The organism is Mycolicibacterium bacteremicum, from assembly GCF_002086115.1.
Classification (GTDB): Bacteria; Actinomycetota; Actinomycetes; order Mycobacteriales; family Mycobacteriaceae; genus Mycobacterium; species Mycobacterium bacteremicum.
Window position 1 is genome coordinate 36,256 of record NZ_MVHJ01000034.1, and the last position, 14,913, is coordinate 51,168.

The 14,913-nt window shown below is 68.1% G+C and carries 12 protein-coding genes; 1 reads left to right on the forward strand and 11 read right to left on the reverse strand.

All coding sequences use genetic code 11. The features are described 5' to 3' along the window. Positions 1-63: 63 nt before the first annotated feature. Positions 64-3,987: an alpha/beta fold hydrolase gene (locus BST17_RS25215; protein ID WP_234807820.1), complete on the forward strand. Its 3,924-nt coding sequence runs from the start codon at positions 64-66 to the stop codon at positions 3,985-3,987. 152 nt (positions 3,988-4,139) lie between these two features. On the opposite strand, the gene BST17_RS25220 is transcribed toward BST17_RS25215, so the two are convergent. From BST17_RS25220 to BST17_RS25265, 11 genes are all read right to left on the reverse strand, one after another. Then, positions 4,140-5,615: a hypothetical protein gene (locus tag BST17_RS25220; RefSeq protein ID WP_133053595.1), complete on the reverse strand. Its 1,476-nt coding sequence runs from the start codon at positions 5,613-5,615 to the stop codon at positions 4,140-4,142. 313 nt (positions 5,616-5,928) lie between these two features. Next, complete coding sequence (locus BST17_RS25225; protein WP_083061646.1) at positions 5,929-6,753, reverse strand: FkbM family methyltransferase; 825 nt, start codon at positions 6,751-6,753, stop codon at positions 5,929-5,931. After that, the gene (locus BST17_RS25230) at positions 6,750-7,478 is read right to left on the reverse strand and encodes a glycosyltransferase family 2 protein (protein ID WP_407937769.1); all 729 of its coding nucleotides are present in this window, start codon (positions 7,476-7,478) and stop codon (positions 6,750-6,752) included. The genes BST17_RS25225 and BST17_RS25230 overlap by 4 nt, the downstream gene beginning before the upstream one ends. Positions 7,479-7,855: 377 nt before the next feature. Then, positions 7,856-8,836 (reverse strand): endonuclease/exonuclease/phosphatase family protein, encoded by a 981-nt coding sequence (locus tag BST17_RS25235; RefSeq protein ID WP_083061648.1) that lies wholly within the window; start codon positions 8,834-8,836, stop codon positions 7,856-7,858. Between the two features lie 24 nt (positions 8,837-8,860). Beyond that, a complete protein-coding gene (locus tag BST17_RS25240) occupies positions 8,861-9,724 on the reverse strand; it encodes a sugar phosphate isomerase/epimerase family protein (protein WP_234807821.1) in 864 nt (287 codons plus the stop codon). 159 nt (positions 9,725-9,883) lie between these two features. After that, complete coding sequence (locus tag BST17_RS29415; RefSeq protein ID WP_165762347.1) at positions 9,884-10,033, reverse strand: hypothetical protein; 150 nt, start codon at positions 10,031-10,033, stop codon at positions 9,884-9,886. A gap of 180 nt (positions 10,034-10,213) precedes the next feature. Further along, the gene (gene ribD, locus BST17_RS25245; protein ID WP_083061650.1) at positions 10,214-11,215 is read right to left on the reverse strand and encodes a bifunctional diaminohydroxyphosphoribosylaminopyrimidine deaminase/5-amino-6-(5-phosphoribosylamino)uracil reductase RibD; all 1,002 of its coding nucleotides are present in this window, start codon (positions 11,213-11,215) and stop codon (positions 10,214-10,216) included. Further along, the gene (gene rpe, locus BST17_RS25250; RefSeq protein ID WP_083061651.1) at positions 11,212-11,904 is read right to left on the reverse strand and encodes a ribulose-phosphate 3-epimerase; all 693 of its coding nucleotides are present in this window, start codon (positions 11,902-11,904) and stop codon (positions 11,212-11,214) included. Before rpe ends, ribD begins: the two co-directional genes overlap by 4 nt. Positions 11,905-11,979: 75 nt before the next feature. Further along, the gene (locus BST17_RS25255; protein WP_207573717.1) at positions 11,980-13,416 is read right to left on the reverse strand and encodes an RsmB/NOP family class I SAM-dependent RNA methyltransferase; all 1,437 of its coding nucleotides are present in this window, start codon (positions 13,414-13,416) and stop codon (positions 11,980-11,982) included. Beyond that, entirely contained in the window at positions 13,413-14,339 is a 927-nt protein-coding gene (gene fmt, locus BST17_RS25260) for a methionyl-tRNA formyltransferase (RefSeq protein ID WP_083061653.1), read from the reverse strand. Before fmt ends, BST17_RS25255 begins: the two co-directional genes overlap by 4 nt. 9 nt (positions 14,340-14,348) lie before the next feature. After that, positions 14,349-14,891 (reverse strand): LemA family protein, encoded by a 543-nt coding sequence (locus tag BST17_RS25265; RefSeq protein WP_083061654.1) that lies wholly within the window; start codon positions 14,889-14,891, stop codon positions 14,349-14,351. Positions 14,892-14,913 lie beyond the last annotated feature (22 nt).

The following is a 14,913-nucleotide window of genomic DNA, read 5'->3' on the forward strand; positions in this document are numbered from 1 at the left end:
TGATGCGCATCACTACTATGGGTAGGCTAACCAAATTCCCGCGAAGTCAGTATTGTCCTTGCGGTGGCGTCGCCGCCGCATTCGATCTCCCGCGAGGACTTCCGCCACATGCCCACGATCGGCCGACCCGACACCCTGGGACCACAACAAACCTCCGTTCCGGCGGTTGATCTGGGCGCACCCGCCCCGGCGCCGGTCCTCCCCGTCTCGCATGCCCGGCGCGGCGGACTCGGCATCGACATCGCCGCGGTCATGACCTCCAGTGCCGCCACCGGCATCCTCGGTTTCGTGTTCTGGACCGTCGCCGCACGCGGCTATGACACCGCAGAGGTCGGCCGGGCATCCGCCATCATCACCTCGGCGACCCTGATCGCCATCCTGGCCAACTTCAGCCTGGGCAGCCTCTATGAGCGCTTCCTGCCGCTGGCCGGCAACCGGACCAAACCCATCGTGCGCCAGGGCATGCTCTTCGTCGCCGGGACGGCATTGGTGTTCGGAGCCGTCTTCACCGCCATCGGACCGCGGGCCCAATTGTTCCCGAATCCGGTTGAGATGCTGTTCTTCCCAGTGTTCGTGTCGATCCTCGCGATCTACGCACTGCAGGATCAGATCCTGATCGGGCTGGGCCGCGCCCGCGCCATCGCCACCAAGAACATCAGCCAGTCCACGGCGAAGCTCATCATCGTCGCTGCCATGATCCCGCTGGCAACCGGCGCGGCCATCGTCTGGTCCTGGGTGCTTCCGGCGGCAGCGATCACGGCGATCATCGCGGTGTTCATCATCCGCCGTGAGACGGGTGCCCGCGCAGGCAACCCGGACCTGCCCGACCGCCGGGAGCTGTTCACCTTCTTCGCCAGCTCCTACGCCATCAACGCCATCAACGTCATCGTGCCGCTACTGGTCCCGTTGATCGTGGTCGCCCAGCTCGGCACCGAGATGAACGCGTATTTCTCGATGTGCTGGCTGGTGGTCAACACGCTGGGCGCGCTGATCGTGGCCACCGCCGCGCCCTTCATCGCGACGGCGTCCACCCCGGGCGCCGACGTCTGGGCATGCACCAAGCGATTCGTGCTGCTGTGTGGTGGATCCGCGGTGGCCGGGTCACTGGTGCTGATGGCGACCGCCCCGTTCATCCTCGGCATCCTGGGCCCGCATTACGCCGCCAACGGCACCACCCTGATCCGGACGATGGCCCTGGTGTTGCCCGCGGTGGCGTTGACGACCATCTACACCGCGCTGGCCCGGTTGCAACGTAAGCTCCGGCTGGCCGTCGTCTCCCAGGTGCTGCTCGGCGTCATGGTGGTCGCCGGCGTCATCCTGACCACACCCCGATGGGGCATCGATGCCGTCGGCTACACCTACGTCGCCGGCGAACTGCTCATCACGCTCGTCGTGTTGGGCCCCACCGCCGCGCTGATGCGACGGGTGGCCGCCACCCCGAGCGGACAGTCGCTGGACGCACCAGCGCGGCCCGCGCCGGTGCGGCCGGACCTGAGCCACGTCGCGCCGATCGAATACGACTCGGTGAGCGAACGGTTCGAGGAGATCGCGGTGCGCAAGCACGCCGAGGTGGCGCTGCGCACCACCGATGCCGCGATCACATACGGCCAGTTGCGGATCGACGCCGCCGCCTGGACGCAGGTGCTGCGTGGCCGGCCGGATCCGGAGGCACCGGTGGCCATGGTGGGCGATCTCAGCCCGGCCATCACGGCGGTGGTTCTCGGCAGTTTCGCCGCCGGCGCACCGCTGGTGCCGTTGGATCCCGGACTGCCACCGGACCGGATGTCGCATATCTTCGCAGCCCTGCGAGATCAGGGCCGCCACCTCGATACCGTCGTGGTCGATGACTCATCCCGGCCGCGCACCCACGAGCCGGCCGAGGGGTACCGCGTCTGGCAGGCCGACGCCCCGCCCGAACGCACGTCCGCGCCGGGCACCGCCGCCGTGCTGGACCGGCAGAAAGTCACCAGTATCCAATTCACCTCGGGCTCCTCCGGTGAGCCCAAGGCCGTCCTGCACGTCCACGGAACGTGGTTGAGCGATTGGATTCTGCATCGCGACCGCTTCGGCATCGTCGAGAACAGCCGGGTCGCGCTGTGCATGCCCGTGAGTTTCGCAGCCGGGCTGAACGTCCTCATCGGAGCGCTGCTGTCGGGCGCCGAGGTCATCGCCATCGACCCCCGAAACTGCACCCCGGAAGCGGCGATCGACCGGCTCGCGGGCGCGGACATCGTGATGTGCACGCCTTCGTTCCTGCAATCGCTGACCGAAGCGGCCTGCGGTCGCACATTGCCCGGCGTCCAGCGCATCGTGACCACCGGTGAACCGGTCTACAGCAACGTGATCCGGCGGGCCCGCGAGCTGACACCACATGCCGTGCTGACCAACTGGGCCGGTTCCTCGGAGACGCTGGGCATCGCGCATCACGACATCTGGCCCGACGACGAGATTCCCCCCGGGGTCATCCCCGCCGGAGTTGCCGTACCGCACAAGACGCTCGATATCGACGAGCAGGGCCGGCTGACGGTCACCTCCGCCTACCTGGCCGCCGGATACCTCGCGCCGGACAGCGCCTCGACGACCTTCACCGCCAACCCCAATGGCAGCCGGACCTTCGTCACCAACGACCGCGCGCGGTTCACCGAGGACGGCACGCTCGTCGTGCTCGGCCGGATGGATGCCGCCGTCAAGATCCGCGGATATCTGGTGGAACCCGCCGAGGTGGAGGCGGCTTTGCTCGACTGCCCCGGGGTGCGGGAAGCCCTCGTCGTCGCCGATCAGTCGGCCGGAACACCGCTGCTGATCGCCTACGTCGCACCCGATCCCGAGGTCCGCAGCCCGGCGGTGGCCGACATCCGCGCCCAGGTGCACACCCGGCTGCCGGCCTGGATGGTGCCCACCCACGTCGTGATGTTGGCGGCGTTGCCCCGCAACGAACGCGGCAAGGTCGACCGGCGGGCGCTGCCGGCACCCACCCGGGGGCCGATCATCCCGGCCGCGCCGGGGCTGGAATCCGCCATCGCGACCGCCTGGGCCGGGGTGCTCCGGCTCGGACAGGTCGGTCGGGACGAGAATTTCTATGCGCTCGGCGGCGACTCGCTCAACGTGCAGCAGATGATCGGCCTGGTGGGCGCACAGCACGAGGTACGGCTCACCGCCTCGGATCTGGCCACCGCACCCACCGTCGCGCAGTTCGCCGAGATCGTGCGGACCCGGCGGACCGGCGACACGGTATGGCGGGACACGGGCATCCGGGCGACGACGGTGATCCTGCGCGCCCCGGGAGAGCAGACCCGATCCACCCTGTTCTGCTTCGCCGGGGCCGGTGCCTCGGCGTTGTCCTTCGTCCCGCTGGCCGATCGGCTCGGAGCCGATACCGCCGTGATCGCGTTCCAGGCACACGGTTTGGAGAACCGCGCCGTGCCCGACTGGACGATCGGGCGGGCCGCGCGCCGGCACCTGCGTGATCTGCTGACGCTGCAGCCGCACGGCCCCTATCGGCTGGCCGGCCACTCCCTCGGTGCGTTCATCGCCATCGATGTCGCCAACCGGCTCACCGAATTTGGCCACCAGGTGGAGCTGGTGACCCTGCTCGACCCGTTCCTGCCGCCGCGGACGGTGCGCGCCGCCCGGCGGGACCTGCCCGATGTGGGTTCGACACTGCTGGAACAGGATCCCGCGGCACCGCACGAACTCTGGCGGCAACGGGCGCTGTTGCCACTGGCCGGAATCCTCGACGGCACCCCGGACGAGAAGGTGGCCGCGCTGCGCGATGTGGGCGTCCGAGTCGGTCGGCTGCACCGGCCCCGTCCCTACCCGGGACGAACCCTGTTGATCCTGAGCAGCTTCAACCGTGACGATGAACGGGTCTGGCCGCGACTGCTCACCGGCGAACTCTCGGTCCAGCGGGTCAACTGCGACCACGACTCGGTGGTCCGGGAGCCACACGTCGGACGGGTCGCGGAGATGGTCATCGCGCACGGCTGATGGTTTGCGTGAGAGTGACGTATCTGTGCTCTCGCGGGCTCGGAGACCGCGGAAACGTCACTCTCGCGAGCTCGGGCCCACTGCACGCATGAAGAAACGGCCCCCTCCTGCGAGGGGGCCGTTCTTCTTCGCTGTCGGGTAGCCGTTGGCGGCTAGTCGCTGCTGGAGCTCCCCGAGCCGCTCGACGAACCGCTGGACGCCTTGCTGTCGGACTTGTCGGACTTCGCATCCGCCTTGTCCGCCTTCGCGTCAGCCTTGTCGGCCTTCTCCGCCTTGGCGTCAGCCTTGTCGGCCTTGGCGTCCGCCTTGTCGGCCTTCTCCGCCTTGACGTCGGCCTTGTCAGCCTTGTCGGCCTTCTCCGCCGTGTCGGTCTTGTCGGCCTTCTCAGCCTTCTCCGCCTGGTCGGACTCGACACCGGACTCACTGCCGGCCTCGGCGCTGTCACCGCCCCCCTCGCCGGTGACCGGAGCGGTCCCTTCGGCGACGGTTCCGGAGTCCTCGGTCTCCGCCACCGGAGCCTGCTCGGCCGCGACGTCCTCGTCGACATCGGCCTCGTCGGCGGGCACCGTGGCGCCCGGCTCGGTCTGCTCGCCGGTGACCGACTCCTCGCTGCTCGACTCCTCGCTGCCCGCGGACACCGATTCGACCGGAGTTGCACCCGAGCCTGTCTCGACGCTCAACGTCACCGTGTCGTCCTCGGCCGCCAGCGCGGTCGACGACACCTTGCTGAGCGCCTCCTCACCGGTCTTGGCGGCCGTCTGCCCGGTCAGGGCGTTCAGCGCCTTGGCGATCAGCGACGGGTACTGCACCAGGAACGAGTCGATGGGGCCACCCGGGGTCAACAGACCCGGGAAGACATTCCAGTCCTCGGCGATGCTCGGGCTGTACCCGTTGAGGAACGCACCCAGCACCTTGGCAGGCAGGTTGACGGTATGGCTGATCGCGGTCACCACATCGCCGGCCTGAGCCGCGATGCGGATCTCGTCGAGGCTGTCGGTGAATCGGAAGATCGCGCTCACGAACGGCACCAGGATGGCGTGCGGATAGCCGGCCAGAGTCGTATCGCCCACCAGCAGTGCATCCAGGATGGCGCCGATGGCCGGTCCACCGACGTCGCGGGCCACCTGACCCGGAACGGCGAAACTCGGGTACAGCGGCCAGCCCGCCGCACCCAGACCGAAGATGAACCAGTCGTTCACGTGCGCGAAGGCCTCGGTGAAATTACCCGCTGCCAGTTCGGCGTTGGCCCGCTGCAGGACACCCGGCAACAGTTCGTTGTGGGCCGCCCAGCCCGCCTGGGACTGCTCCCACCCGGTGCGCAGGGTCTCCTGGTGCTCGGCAAGCCGGTCCTGCAACTGTTGCGCCACGGTCTCCGGGCGGAACAGGATCACCGAGAGTTCGCGCTGGAGTTCCTGGTTTCCCAGAATCGCCGTCAGGTTCGGATGCAGGGTGGCCGAGATGTCGGTGCCCCGATTGTTGAGATTCTCGAAGGCTTTCGAGAACGTGGCACCCAGTACGGCGAACGGGTTCTCGAACGCGACGAGTTCGACTGCACGCTGCTGAGCGATCTCCAGCGCCGGCAGGTTCTGCGCGACGGGCGTCACGGCGATGACCGACGCGCCTGTCATCGCGACGGAGGCGATGAGCAACCTCTTCTTCAGAGGCGTGGATGGCGATTGCGCAGACCAGAAGTCGCGCCCCGAATCCACGGGAACAGCGAGAGACACGGTTCTCCTAAGATTGATGCGAATGGTGTTCAGCCAGAACTGGCTGAGGCGAATGTTATTGCAGCCCAACACTACTTACAAGAGCTACGAATGCCGACCGCACCGTTCGCTGATAGCTCTATCAGGAACCAACGGTTGCAGCGACACGTGCACAAACACCACTGAGCGCAAGCCTGACCAAGGGCAGGACATTGCGCTACAGCAAATGACAGCGTCAGCGTGCGGAGGCTGCGGTTGGAGCCAGGTCCTCCGTCATCGCGCAATCGAACAACATCAACGTCTCGTCGCGGATCAGGGTGTCCATCTTCTTGCCGGCCACCGCGTCGTAGAGCGGTGCCAGACCGCCGGAGCCCGGCAGCATCCAGTCGTGGGGTTCGATCATGATGCACGCAAACGAGGCGACGGCGTCCGAAGAAGATTGGCATACTTGGGATTCGGCGCCCTCGATGTCCAGCTTCAGAACGAACGGCACCGCATCGGGGATCTGGCGGAGCAGTGCCTCCAGGGTTACCGACGGGGTGTCGCCGGCATCGGTGACCCGGTTCGCCCACGACCCTTCACCATCGACCTGAAGATTCACCCCGTTCCCGTGACTCCACAGCGCGGCGTGGACCGGTGTGATGCGCGGGTTCGCTTCACAGTTCCGTTCGATCATGGCCACGCAGGCCGCATCGGGTTCCACGGCCAGAATTCGTGCGTCCGGAAAGCGGTCGGCCAGATACAGCGCGGAGTAGCCGACATTGGCGCCGGCATCGATGATCACCGGCACACCGCCGGCCGCCACCACCCGCGCCGCCAGTGCGTTCAACCGGTCCGACCAGAACGGGTGGGCGTCGTATTCCTGCTCGGTGAAGATCTGCGCCAGGACGAACGGATCACTGTCGGCGGGTCGCACCGTCAGACGGTGCGGACCACACCGAACGGTGACCGGCCGCGAGATGCCCAGCGCTCGCCGGCCCACCAGGTTCAGCGCGGCGGACAGGCCGATGCTCTGCGCCAGCGCCAGTGTGTGGCCCAGCTTTTCGCGGATCCTGGTCATCGCGAGGTCGCCGACGCGCGCGCCGCGACGGTCATCGCACGATGCAGCCGTCGCTCACGGCCGATCGTCCGCAGCACCCGCAGTCCGTCGGTGACGGCGTTGAGATTACTGCGTCCGTAGATGCGCTTGCCTTCGAAGCTGCTGACCTCTTCGATCGTGAGCCCGTTGCGCGCAACCCGGACGTTGATGACGGTCTCGATCTCGAAACCATCGCCCCACTGCGCCTCGGGCACATCGGTGCGCGGCAGGTCGAGCACCGCGAGGTGGTTGCGCCAGAACGCGTTGTATCCGTAACACAGGTCGGTGAACTGGGTGCCGAACAGCCTATTCACCAGCCAGTTCAGGCCCTTGTTCCCGATCCTGCGCAGTTTGGTGATGTCGTCGCTACCGCCGGCGCTGGTGAAACGACTGCCCTTGGCGAAGTCGGCTCCGGCGACCAGCGCGGCGACGAAGTCCGGGATCTCTGCCGGATCGGTCGACCCGTCCGCATCGATCATCACCACGATATCGCCGGTGCTCACCTCGAATCCACAGGCCAGCGCATTACCCTTGCCACCACGAGTCTGGTTGACGATCAACGCCTCCGGCCAGAGCATGCGGGCCACGTCGACCGTGTCGTCCACCGAGTTGCCGTCGACCACCACGATCTGATCCACGGCAGGCATCCGCTTTGCGACGTAGGGGAGGTTGCGCGCCTCGTTACGGGTCGGGATCACCACCGTCACAGTGGGCTCACCTGCGCCGTCACCGGAACCGCCGGTGGCGTCCTGATGCTCTGATCCGTTGTTCTCGCGACCGCCATGATGTTTGCTGATGGGCAGATCATGATCAAGGCTCAGCGATTTCGCCAAGTGCTCGACACCCGTGCCCTCCACCGTATCTGTCAAGGGAGTCATCACCTTTCAAAAATGGAAGACGCAGGCAAGCGCCTGCAGACGGTCGCTCAGCGCGGCCCGCCGCTGGAGAAGTTTGATTGCGAGACCGACACTAGCGAGCATTCACATGAAATTGTCAGCTACGTCTTATTCTATGACGCAGCCCACACCGGTCGCCGATTCGCGAAAAGCGCTGCGCAGCAATGCAACAGATGAATTCAACTTCCTCAGTTTGAATTCATCTGCGGCAACCCGAGATTGCCGACCACACCCAGATGATCTGAGCCCGGCACGTCGAATCGCTCAAAGGACAGGGGTTCGAATCCGCGTGCCAGAATACGGTCGATGGCAAGCACCGGCGGAATCAGGCGGTCCGCCGGAAAGGTGGGAACCACACCGGCCCCCACGTATTCGGCCGCATCGTGCAGCGGCGGAGCCCCGGCGCGTTGTGCGTTGGCAAGTAATTCACGGTACTGCTTGTGGTCATAGGTGGAGTTGAAGTCCGCACCGACCAGCATCGGGTTCGCTTCGGCCTGCAATATCGGACGCAGCCGTTTCAGCTCGTGAACCCACTTCCAGGCCGGCTCCGGATAGGGCGGCAACGGGTGCAGGGCATATACCGCAGTCGGTCCTACCCCGGGGACGTCGGCGAGCGCGCGCACATTGTTGAGCACGAAACCGTCCAGTCGGCCACAGTCACGCAGCGGATATCGGGAGTAGATTCCCGCCCCGCCGCCACCGGCGCGCGGCCGTTCGCAGGAGAATGGCAGCAGCCGGTCCAGGCCCGCGCCGGACAGCTCGGTCACCGCATGCTCGGTCAGTTCGATCACCGTGAGCAGGTCGACATCGCGACCGTCGACCGAATGGACCAGGGCAACCGGATCAGCTCCACCCAGTCGGATGTTCGCCTGCATCAGGCGTACCGACTCCGCCGGCACGCGTTCGCCGGCGGTGCCGTGGTACAGCGGCACCTGGGTGGCCAAGCCGACGATGAGGACGGCGGCAGCCGCCACGGCTGTCCGGCGCCGCCTGCCGATCAGCAGGAGCAGCAGCGCCGGTACCGCGAGGAGCACGGCGATCGGGGTGAAGGAGGCGATCCAGGCAACCGCGGTGCTCGTCACACCGACGAAGTGTGCACCGATGCCGGTGGCGGCGATCAGCAACAGCAGCCCGCCCAGGACGGCGGCCAGGAGGCGAAATCGGCGCACCGTGACGAACGTACCGGGAATTCGTCAGGCAGTGCGGATCAGCGGCGTCCAGCCACTGTCGTCGACCGATGCGAGCACCTCGCGCGAAGCCCGTGCCGCTGCCGCAGCGCGTACCGCGGCCGGAGCGTCGCCCAGCAGGGGTGCCTCCACGCTGATCGGCAATCCGGTCGGCAGCGCGCGAAGCATCGACACCAGATCGATCCCGCCCTCGCCCGGCAACAACCGCGCCGACCGGCCCTGGTACATCAGTTCGGCCACACTTGTCGGCCGTTCCGTCGGCGCGTCACAGATCTGGGCGTACCGGATCCAATCGCGCGGCAACGCCCGCAGTTCGGCGGGCGTGCTGCCGGCCCGGTCATAGTGGATCGCGTCGATCAGCAGGCCGACGGTGACCGGGCACTGCGCCACCAGCGCAGCACCCTCGTGCAGATTCCGCACCTCGGTCCAGGGCATCGGCTCGAGGTTGATCGTCAGCCCGAATTCTGCTGCCAGCAGGGACAACTGGGCGAGATTGTCCGCGGTGCGGACGTGGTCGGGATCGTAACCGGTGACCAGCACCTCGGCCGCACCCAGGTAGGCGCCGGTCTCCAGGAATCCTTCGAAATCGGGCCGCACGTCGGTGTCCGGGACCAGTCTGACGACCTCGATGTCCAACAGCTGCAGACCCGAATCATCAAGACGCCGTTTGGTTTCCCTGATCAGCGGCGTCAGCCCGATCGTCGGCCGAACGGGCTCCTGCCCGGTGGCCCTGATGAGCCGCAGCCCGACGGCGTCAAAACCGGTGGCCGCTGCGCAGCTGACCAGTTCGGCCGGGTCCAGTTCCAGCGCAGTGAGCGGTGCCAGCGAAAGAAGGCGTCCTCCGTCATGACCCTGAGGCTGCGCCTGCATGCCCATCACCCTCTCCTGTCCGAACCAGCGGGAAACTGCGGGAATACCGCTACGCCGGCCATCATCGCGGATCGGAGATCGGAATGGGGGGCTACCTTTTACGCACGGGACATATCCGGCGCGCTCGATGTGCTCACCCGGGTCGGGTGATTCAGCAAATCAGCAGCGTTCCAGGCCGGGCTGCATGATGATGGGGGTACGCCGGTGGATCTCCGCCGGGGTTCCCATGCGCAGCAGGTCCAGGATCAACGTTCGAACGGTCTGGGGGTTCATCGGGCCGGTATTGAGCCAGTCCTGCAGAGCAGTCATGCTCACGTCCTTTGCTAGTGCTCATCACGCGCTACTCGTCGGTGAAGGGCGCTCGCTCGAATTCTACCGGCGCCCGTTGGGCACGGTCGGCCGCAACACCCGGGACCGACGCTGCGACCAGCAGGTTCGGCACAACTCACACCCGATGGCCGAGTGTGCGTGCGCTCACATGCGCGTCGGTCAGTGCGGCACCAGACTGAGCCGGACATCGGGTCCGATGGGTTCGATCGCATCGAAGCGCCAACGCTGCGCTCCGGCCATGCTCAGCACGCCGACGTCGTCGACGGCGGTGATCGGACCACCGAGCAGGATGGGTGCCACATAGGCCAGGATCCGGTCGATCACGCCGGCCCGTAGGAATGCGCCGGCCAGTGTGGGACCACCCTCGAGCAGGACCGCGGTGCGGTCGGACAGCGCCTTGACCACCTCGTGCGGATCGCGGGTCCGGATCACCATCGTACGGGTGTCGTCGTTGAGAACGTTTGCCTCCGAGGAGATCTCGCGCTCCCCCACCACAACTCGCAAGGGTTGCCGCTCGGCCAGGCTGCCGTCTGGCAGCCGGGCCGTCAGGGTCGGGTCGTCGAAGAACACCGTGCCGGTGCCCACCACGATGGCTTCCACCACCGCGCGGTGGCGATGCACATCCGCGCGGGCGGCGTCGCTGGTGATCCATTGACTGCTGCCGTCCGCGGCGGCGCTGCGGCCGTCGACGCTGGTGGCGAACTTCCAGGTGATGTGCGGCAGGCCGGTGCGCTGTTTGTGCAGCCATTCCCGCAGCGGGCCGCCGGCGACCTCGGCGCTCAACACGCCGGACCGGACGTCCACACCGGCGTCGCGTAACCGGGCCGAACCACCCGCAGCGACCGGATTCGGGTCCTCGACCGCGTAGACCACGCGCGCAACACCGGCGGCGAGCAGGCCGTCAACACAGGGCGGGGTGCGCCCATGGTGGTTGCACGGCTCCATTGTCACCACCGCGGTACCGCCACGGGCCAAGTCCCCGGCCCGGCGCATGGCCACCACCTCGGCATGTGCGCCTCCGGTCGGCTGCGTCGCGCCGACACCGACCACCTCGCCGGCGGCATCGAGGATCACCGCACCGACCGGCGGATTCGGATACGTCGCACCCTTGACCCGCTCGGACTGTTCGATGGCCAGCCGCATCGCGGCGTCGGGGGTCATAAGGTCAGGTGAGGCGAGGCCGCGGCGGCCTGCCGGCGCAGCCGCGCCACCGCATCGGCGGGATCGTCGGCGCTGTAGACGGCGGATCCGGCCACGAAACAGTCCACCCCGGCCTCGGCCGCCTCTTCGATGGTGTCGGCGTTGATACCGCCGTCGATCTCCACCACGATGGTCAGCTCACCCGCATCCACCAGTCGGCGCGCGGTTGCGACCTTGACCAGCACCTCGGGGATGAACTTCTGTCCGCCGAAACCCGGCTCGACCGACATCACCAGCAGGGTGTCGAATTCACGGAGGATCTCCAGGTAGGGCTCCAGCGGGGTACCGGGCTTCACCGAGAGTCCGGCCTTGGCCCCAGCGGCGCGGATGTCGCGAGCCACCGCGATCGGGTTGTCGGTCGCCTCGGCGTGGAAGGTGACGTTGTAGGCGCCGGCCTCGGCATACGGCGGGGCCCACCGTTCGGGCTGCTCGATCATCAGATGGCAGTCCATCGGGATGTCGGTCGCCTTGAGCAGGCTCTCCACCACCGGCAGTCCGAGCGTCAGGTTCGGCACGAAGTGGTTGTCCATCACGTCCACGTGCAACCAGTCGGCACCGGACACCGCGGCCACCTCATCGGAGAGCCGAGCGAAATCCGCGGACAGGATGGACGGGGCGATCAGCGGGGCGCCGGAAGATTGACCTGCCATGGCGGTCAGCCTACTTTTTCCGGATCCCGTCGCTGCGCTCGCCCTCAGTCATTTCCCGTCGCTGCGCTCGCCCCGTCAATCAACCCCAGGGCCGACGCGCAGCGCCGCGGCGAACATCGCGTCGGTGCCGTGCCGATGCGGCCACAACTGCACATACGGCCCGTCCCCCAGCCGGTCGACCCCGGGGAAGAACTCCCGGGTGTCCAGCGCCGTCACCGGATGCCGGCGCAGCGCATCGGCGACCACGCCGACGGTCTCCGCCAGGTGCGGCGAGCACGTCGCGTACAGCACCACCCCGCCCGGCCGGGTGAGCCCGATCGCCGAGCCCAGCAGTTCACGCTGTAACCGCCCCAGGGCAGGCACGTCACCGGGTTGTCGCCGCCAGCGCGCCTCGGGCCGCCGCCGCAGCGCGCCCAGCCCGGTGCACGGCGCGTCCACCAGCACCCGATCGAAACTGCCTGGCGGCAAACCGGTCTCGCGTCCGTCCACCCGCAGCACGTCGACCGGCAGACCCGCGGTGTTCTGCACCACGAAGTCGGCACGATGTTCGGCCGGCTCCACCGCGGTGACCCGGGCCGCGCCTGGGGCCAACGCACCGATCAGCGCGGTCTTCCCACCCGGGCCGGAGCACAGGTCCAGCCACCGGCCGCCGTCCTCGCCGTCGACGGTGGCCAGTGTCAACGCCCGCGCCACCAACTGAGAGCCCTCGTCCTGCACCAGTGCCGTGCCCGCGCGCACCGCGGCGACCTCGCCCGGATCGCCGCCGGGCAGATACACCGCATGAGGCGAGTACCGGCCGACGGTGCCGCCGGTCTGCTCGGCCAGCTCGGCCGCGGTCAACACGCCCGGCCGGGCCACCAGATGCACCACCGGGCGCTCGTCGTCGCTGGCCAGCAACGCACCGAGTTCACCGGCCTGGGTCCCCAAGGCGTCGACGAAGGCCTGCGCCACCCAGCGCGGATGAGCGTGCACGAACGCCGCGTTGCCCACCGGATCGGTACCCGCCGGCGGTGCCAGCTCGGCCACCCAGGCCGCCTCGTCCTGTCCCGCGATCTTGCGCAGAACCCCGTTGACGAAACCCGCCCGCACCGCATCGAATTCGATACCCGCCTGATCGACGGTGGTATCCACCGCGGCGTGCGCATCCACCCGGGTGCGCAGCAACTGGTAGGCGCCCAGGCGCAACAGGTCCAGCAGCACCGGGTCGATCCGGTCGGTCGGCCGCCCGGCGGCCGCGCTGATGACGGCGTCCAGCAACCCGCGCACCCGGCAGGTTCCATAGGCCAACTCGGTGGCGAAAGCGGCATCGCGACCGGTGATTCCGCGTTCCCGCAGCAGCACCGGCAGCGTCAGGTTGGCGTAGGCGTCCCGCTCGGTGACCGCGCGCAGGGTGTCGAAGGCGGCGCGGCGCGCGGGATCCAACGGGGTGCGCTGGGGCCCCTTGCGCTGCGGACCCCGCTGGCCCTGGCGTTGCGGCGGACGCGCTCCGCGGCCCTGACCCGGGCGGCTCACAGCGCACGCACCGATGCATCCGGCCGCGCCCCGCGCGCCCAGTCCGCGGCGTTCATCGGCTTCTTACCGGGTGGCTGAATCCAGCTGAGCGACACGGCATTCGAACCGGTACCGATCCACACCTCACGTTTGCCCACCTCGATCTCCCCGACGGCGAGCACCTTGCCCTCGTCGGGGCGCACCGGACCGACCTTGACCCGCGCCTCCCCGATCATCGTCCAGGCACCGGGATTCGGGGTCACCGCGCGGATGCGGCGGTCCACCACGTGGGCGGGCAGGTCCCAGCGCACCCGCGCCTCCTCCACGGTGATCTTCGGAGCCACTGTGACGCCCTCGGCGGGCTGCCGTACCGGCGTCAGCGAACCGTCGGCGATGCCGTCCATGGTCGCCTCCAACAGTCCGGCGCCCGAAACAGAAAGCCGCTCAAGCAGATCCCCGGCGGTGTCGGTCGGCTGCACGGTCTCGGTGACGACCCCGAAGATGGGTCCGGAATCCAGGTCGCGTTCGATGCGGAAGGTGGTCGCACCGGTGACGGTGTCGCCGGCGGCGATCGCGGCCTGCACCGGTGCGGCGCCACGCCAGGCCGGCAGCAACGAGAAGTGCAGGTTCACCCAGCCGTGGGCGGGGACCGCCAGCAGCTCGTCCCGCAACAACGCGCCGTAGGCCACCACGGCGCACGCATCGGGTGCCAGTTCGGCGAGTTCGGCCACGAACTCCGCGCTGTTGGGTCGCTCGGGCTTGAGCACCGCGATGCCATGCTCGGCGGCGAACTGCGCGACCGGGGACGGTGCCGGCGTGCCGCGGCGCCCGGCCGCCGCGTCCGGACGGGTCAGCACCGCGATGACGTCATGGTTCGCGGAGTCGACCAGTCGGCGCAGCGCGGGCAGCGCGGGGTCCGGGGTGCCGGCAAAAAGGAGACGCACCGCGCCAGTCTAGGTAAGCCGCGGTGTCTGGTAGAACTCGCGCTCGCTCACCCCGGCGATGGGAGCGACGAACATCCACGGCATCGTGGTGATCAGCCGGTTCACCGCGGCCACGGCGTCGTTGTAGTACTGGCGTGCGAAAGCCAGTTTGTTCTCGGTGTCGGTCAGGGTCTGCTGCAGGTTCAGGAAGTTGTTCGACGAGCTGAGCTGCGGGTAGCCCTGCCCGAGCGCGAGCACGCGGCCGACCGCGCTGTCGAGGTGTCCCTCGGCCGCACTGCGCTGGGCCACCGACGCACCGCCGGTGGCGGCATCGAGCTCGGCGCCGGCCCGGGCCACGCGGTTGAGCACGGCCTGTTCGTGGGCGGCGACGGTGCCGACGGTGTGCACCAGGCTGGGGATCAACGAGGCGCGGCGGGTCAGTTCGACGTCGATACCGGACAACGCCTCGGACACCCGGATGTCGGCGGACCTGAGTTTGTTGTAGCCGACCACGATGACGATCAGCACCGCCAGCGCGATCAGCAGCACCAGAACGAGCACGGCCCTCACCATGAGCCACCACCTCCCCCTCCGC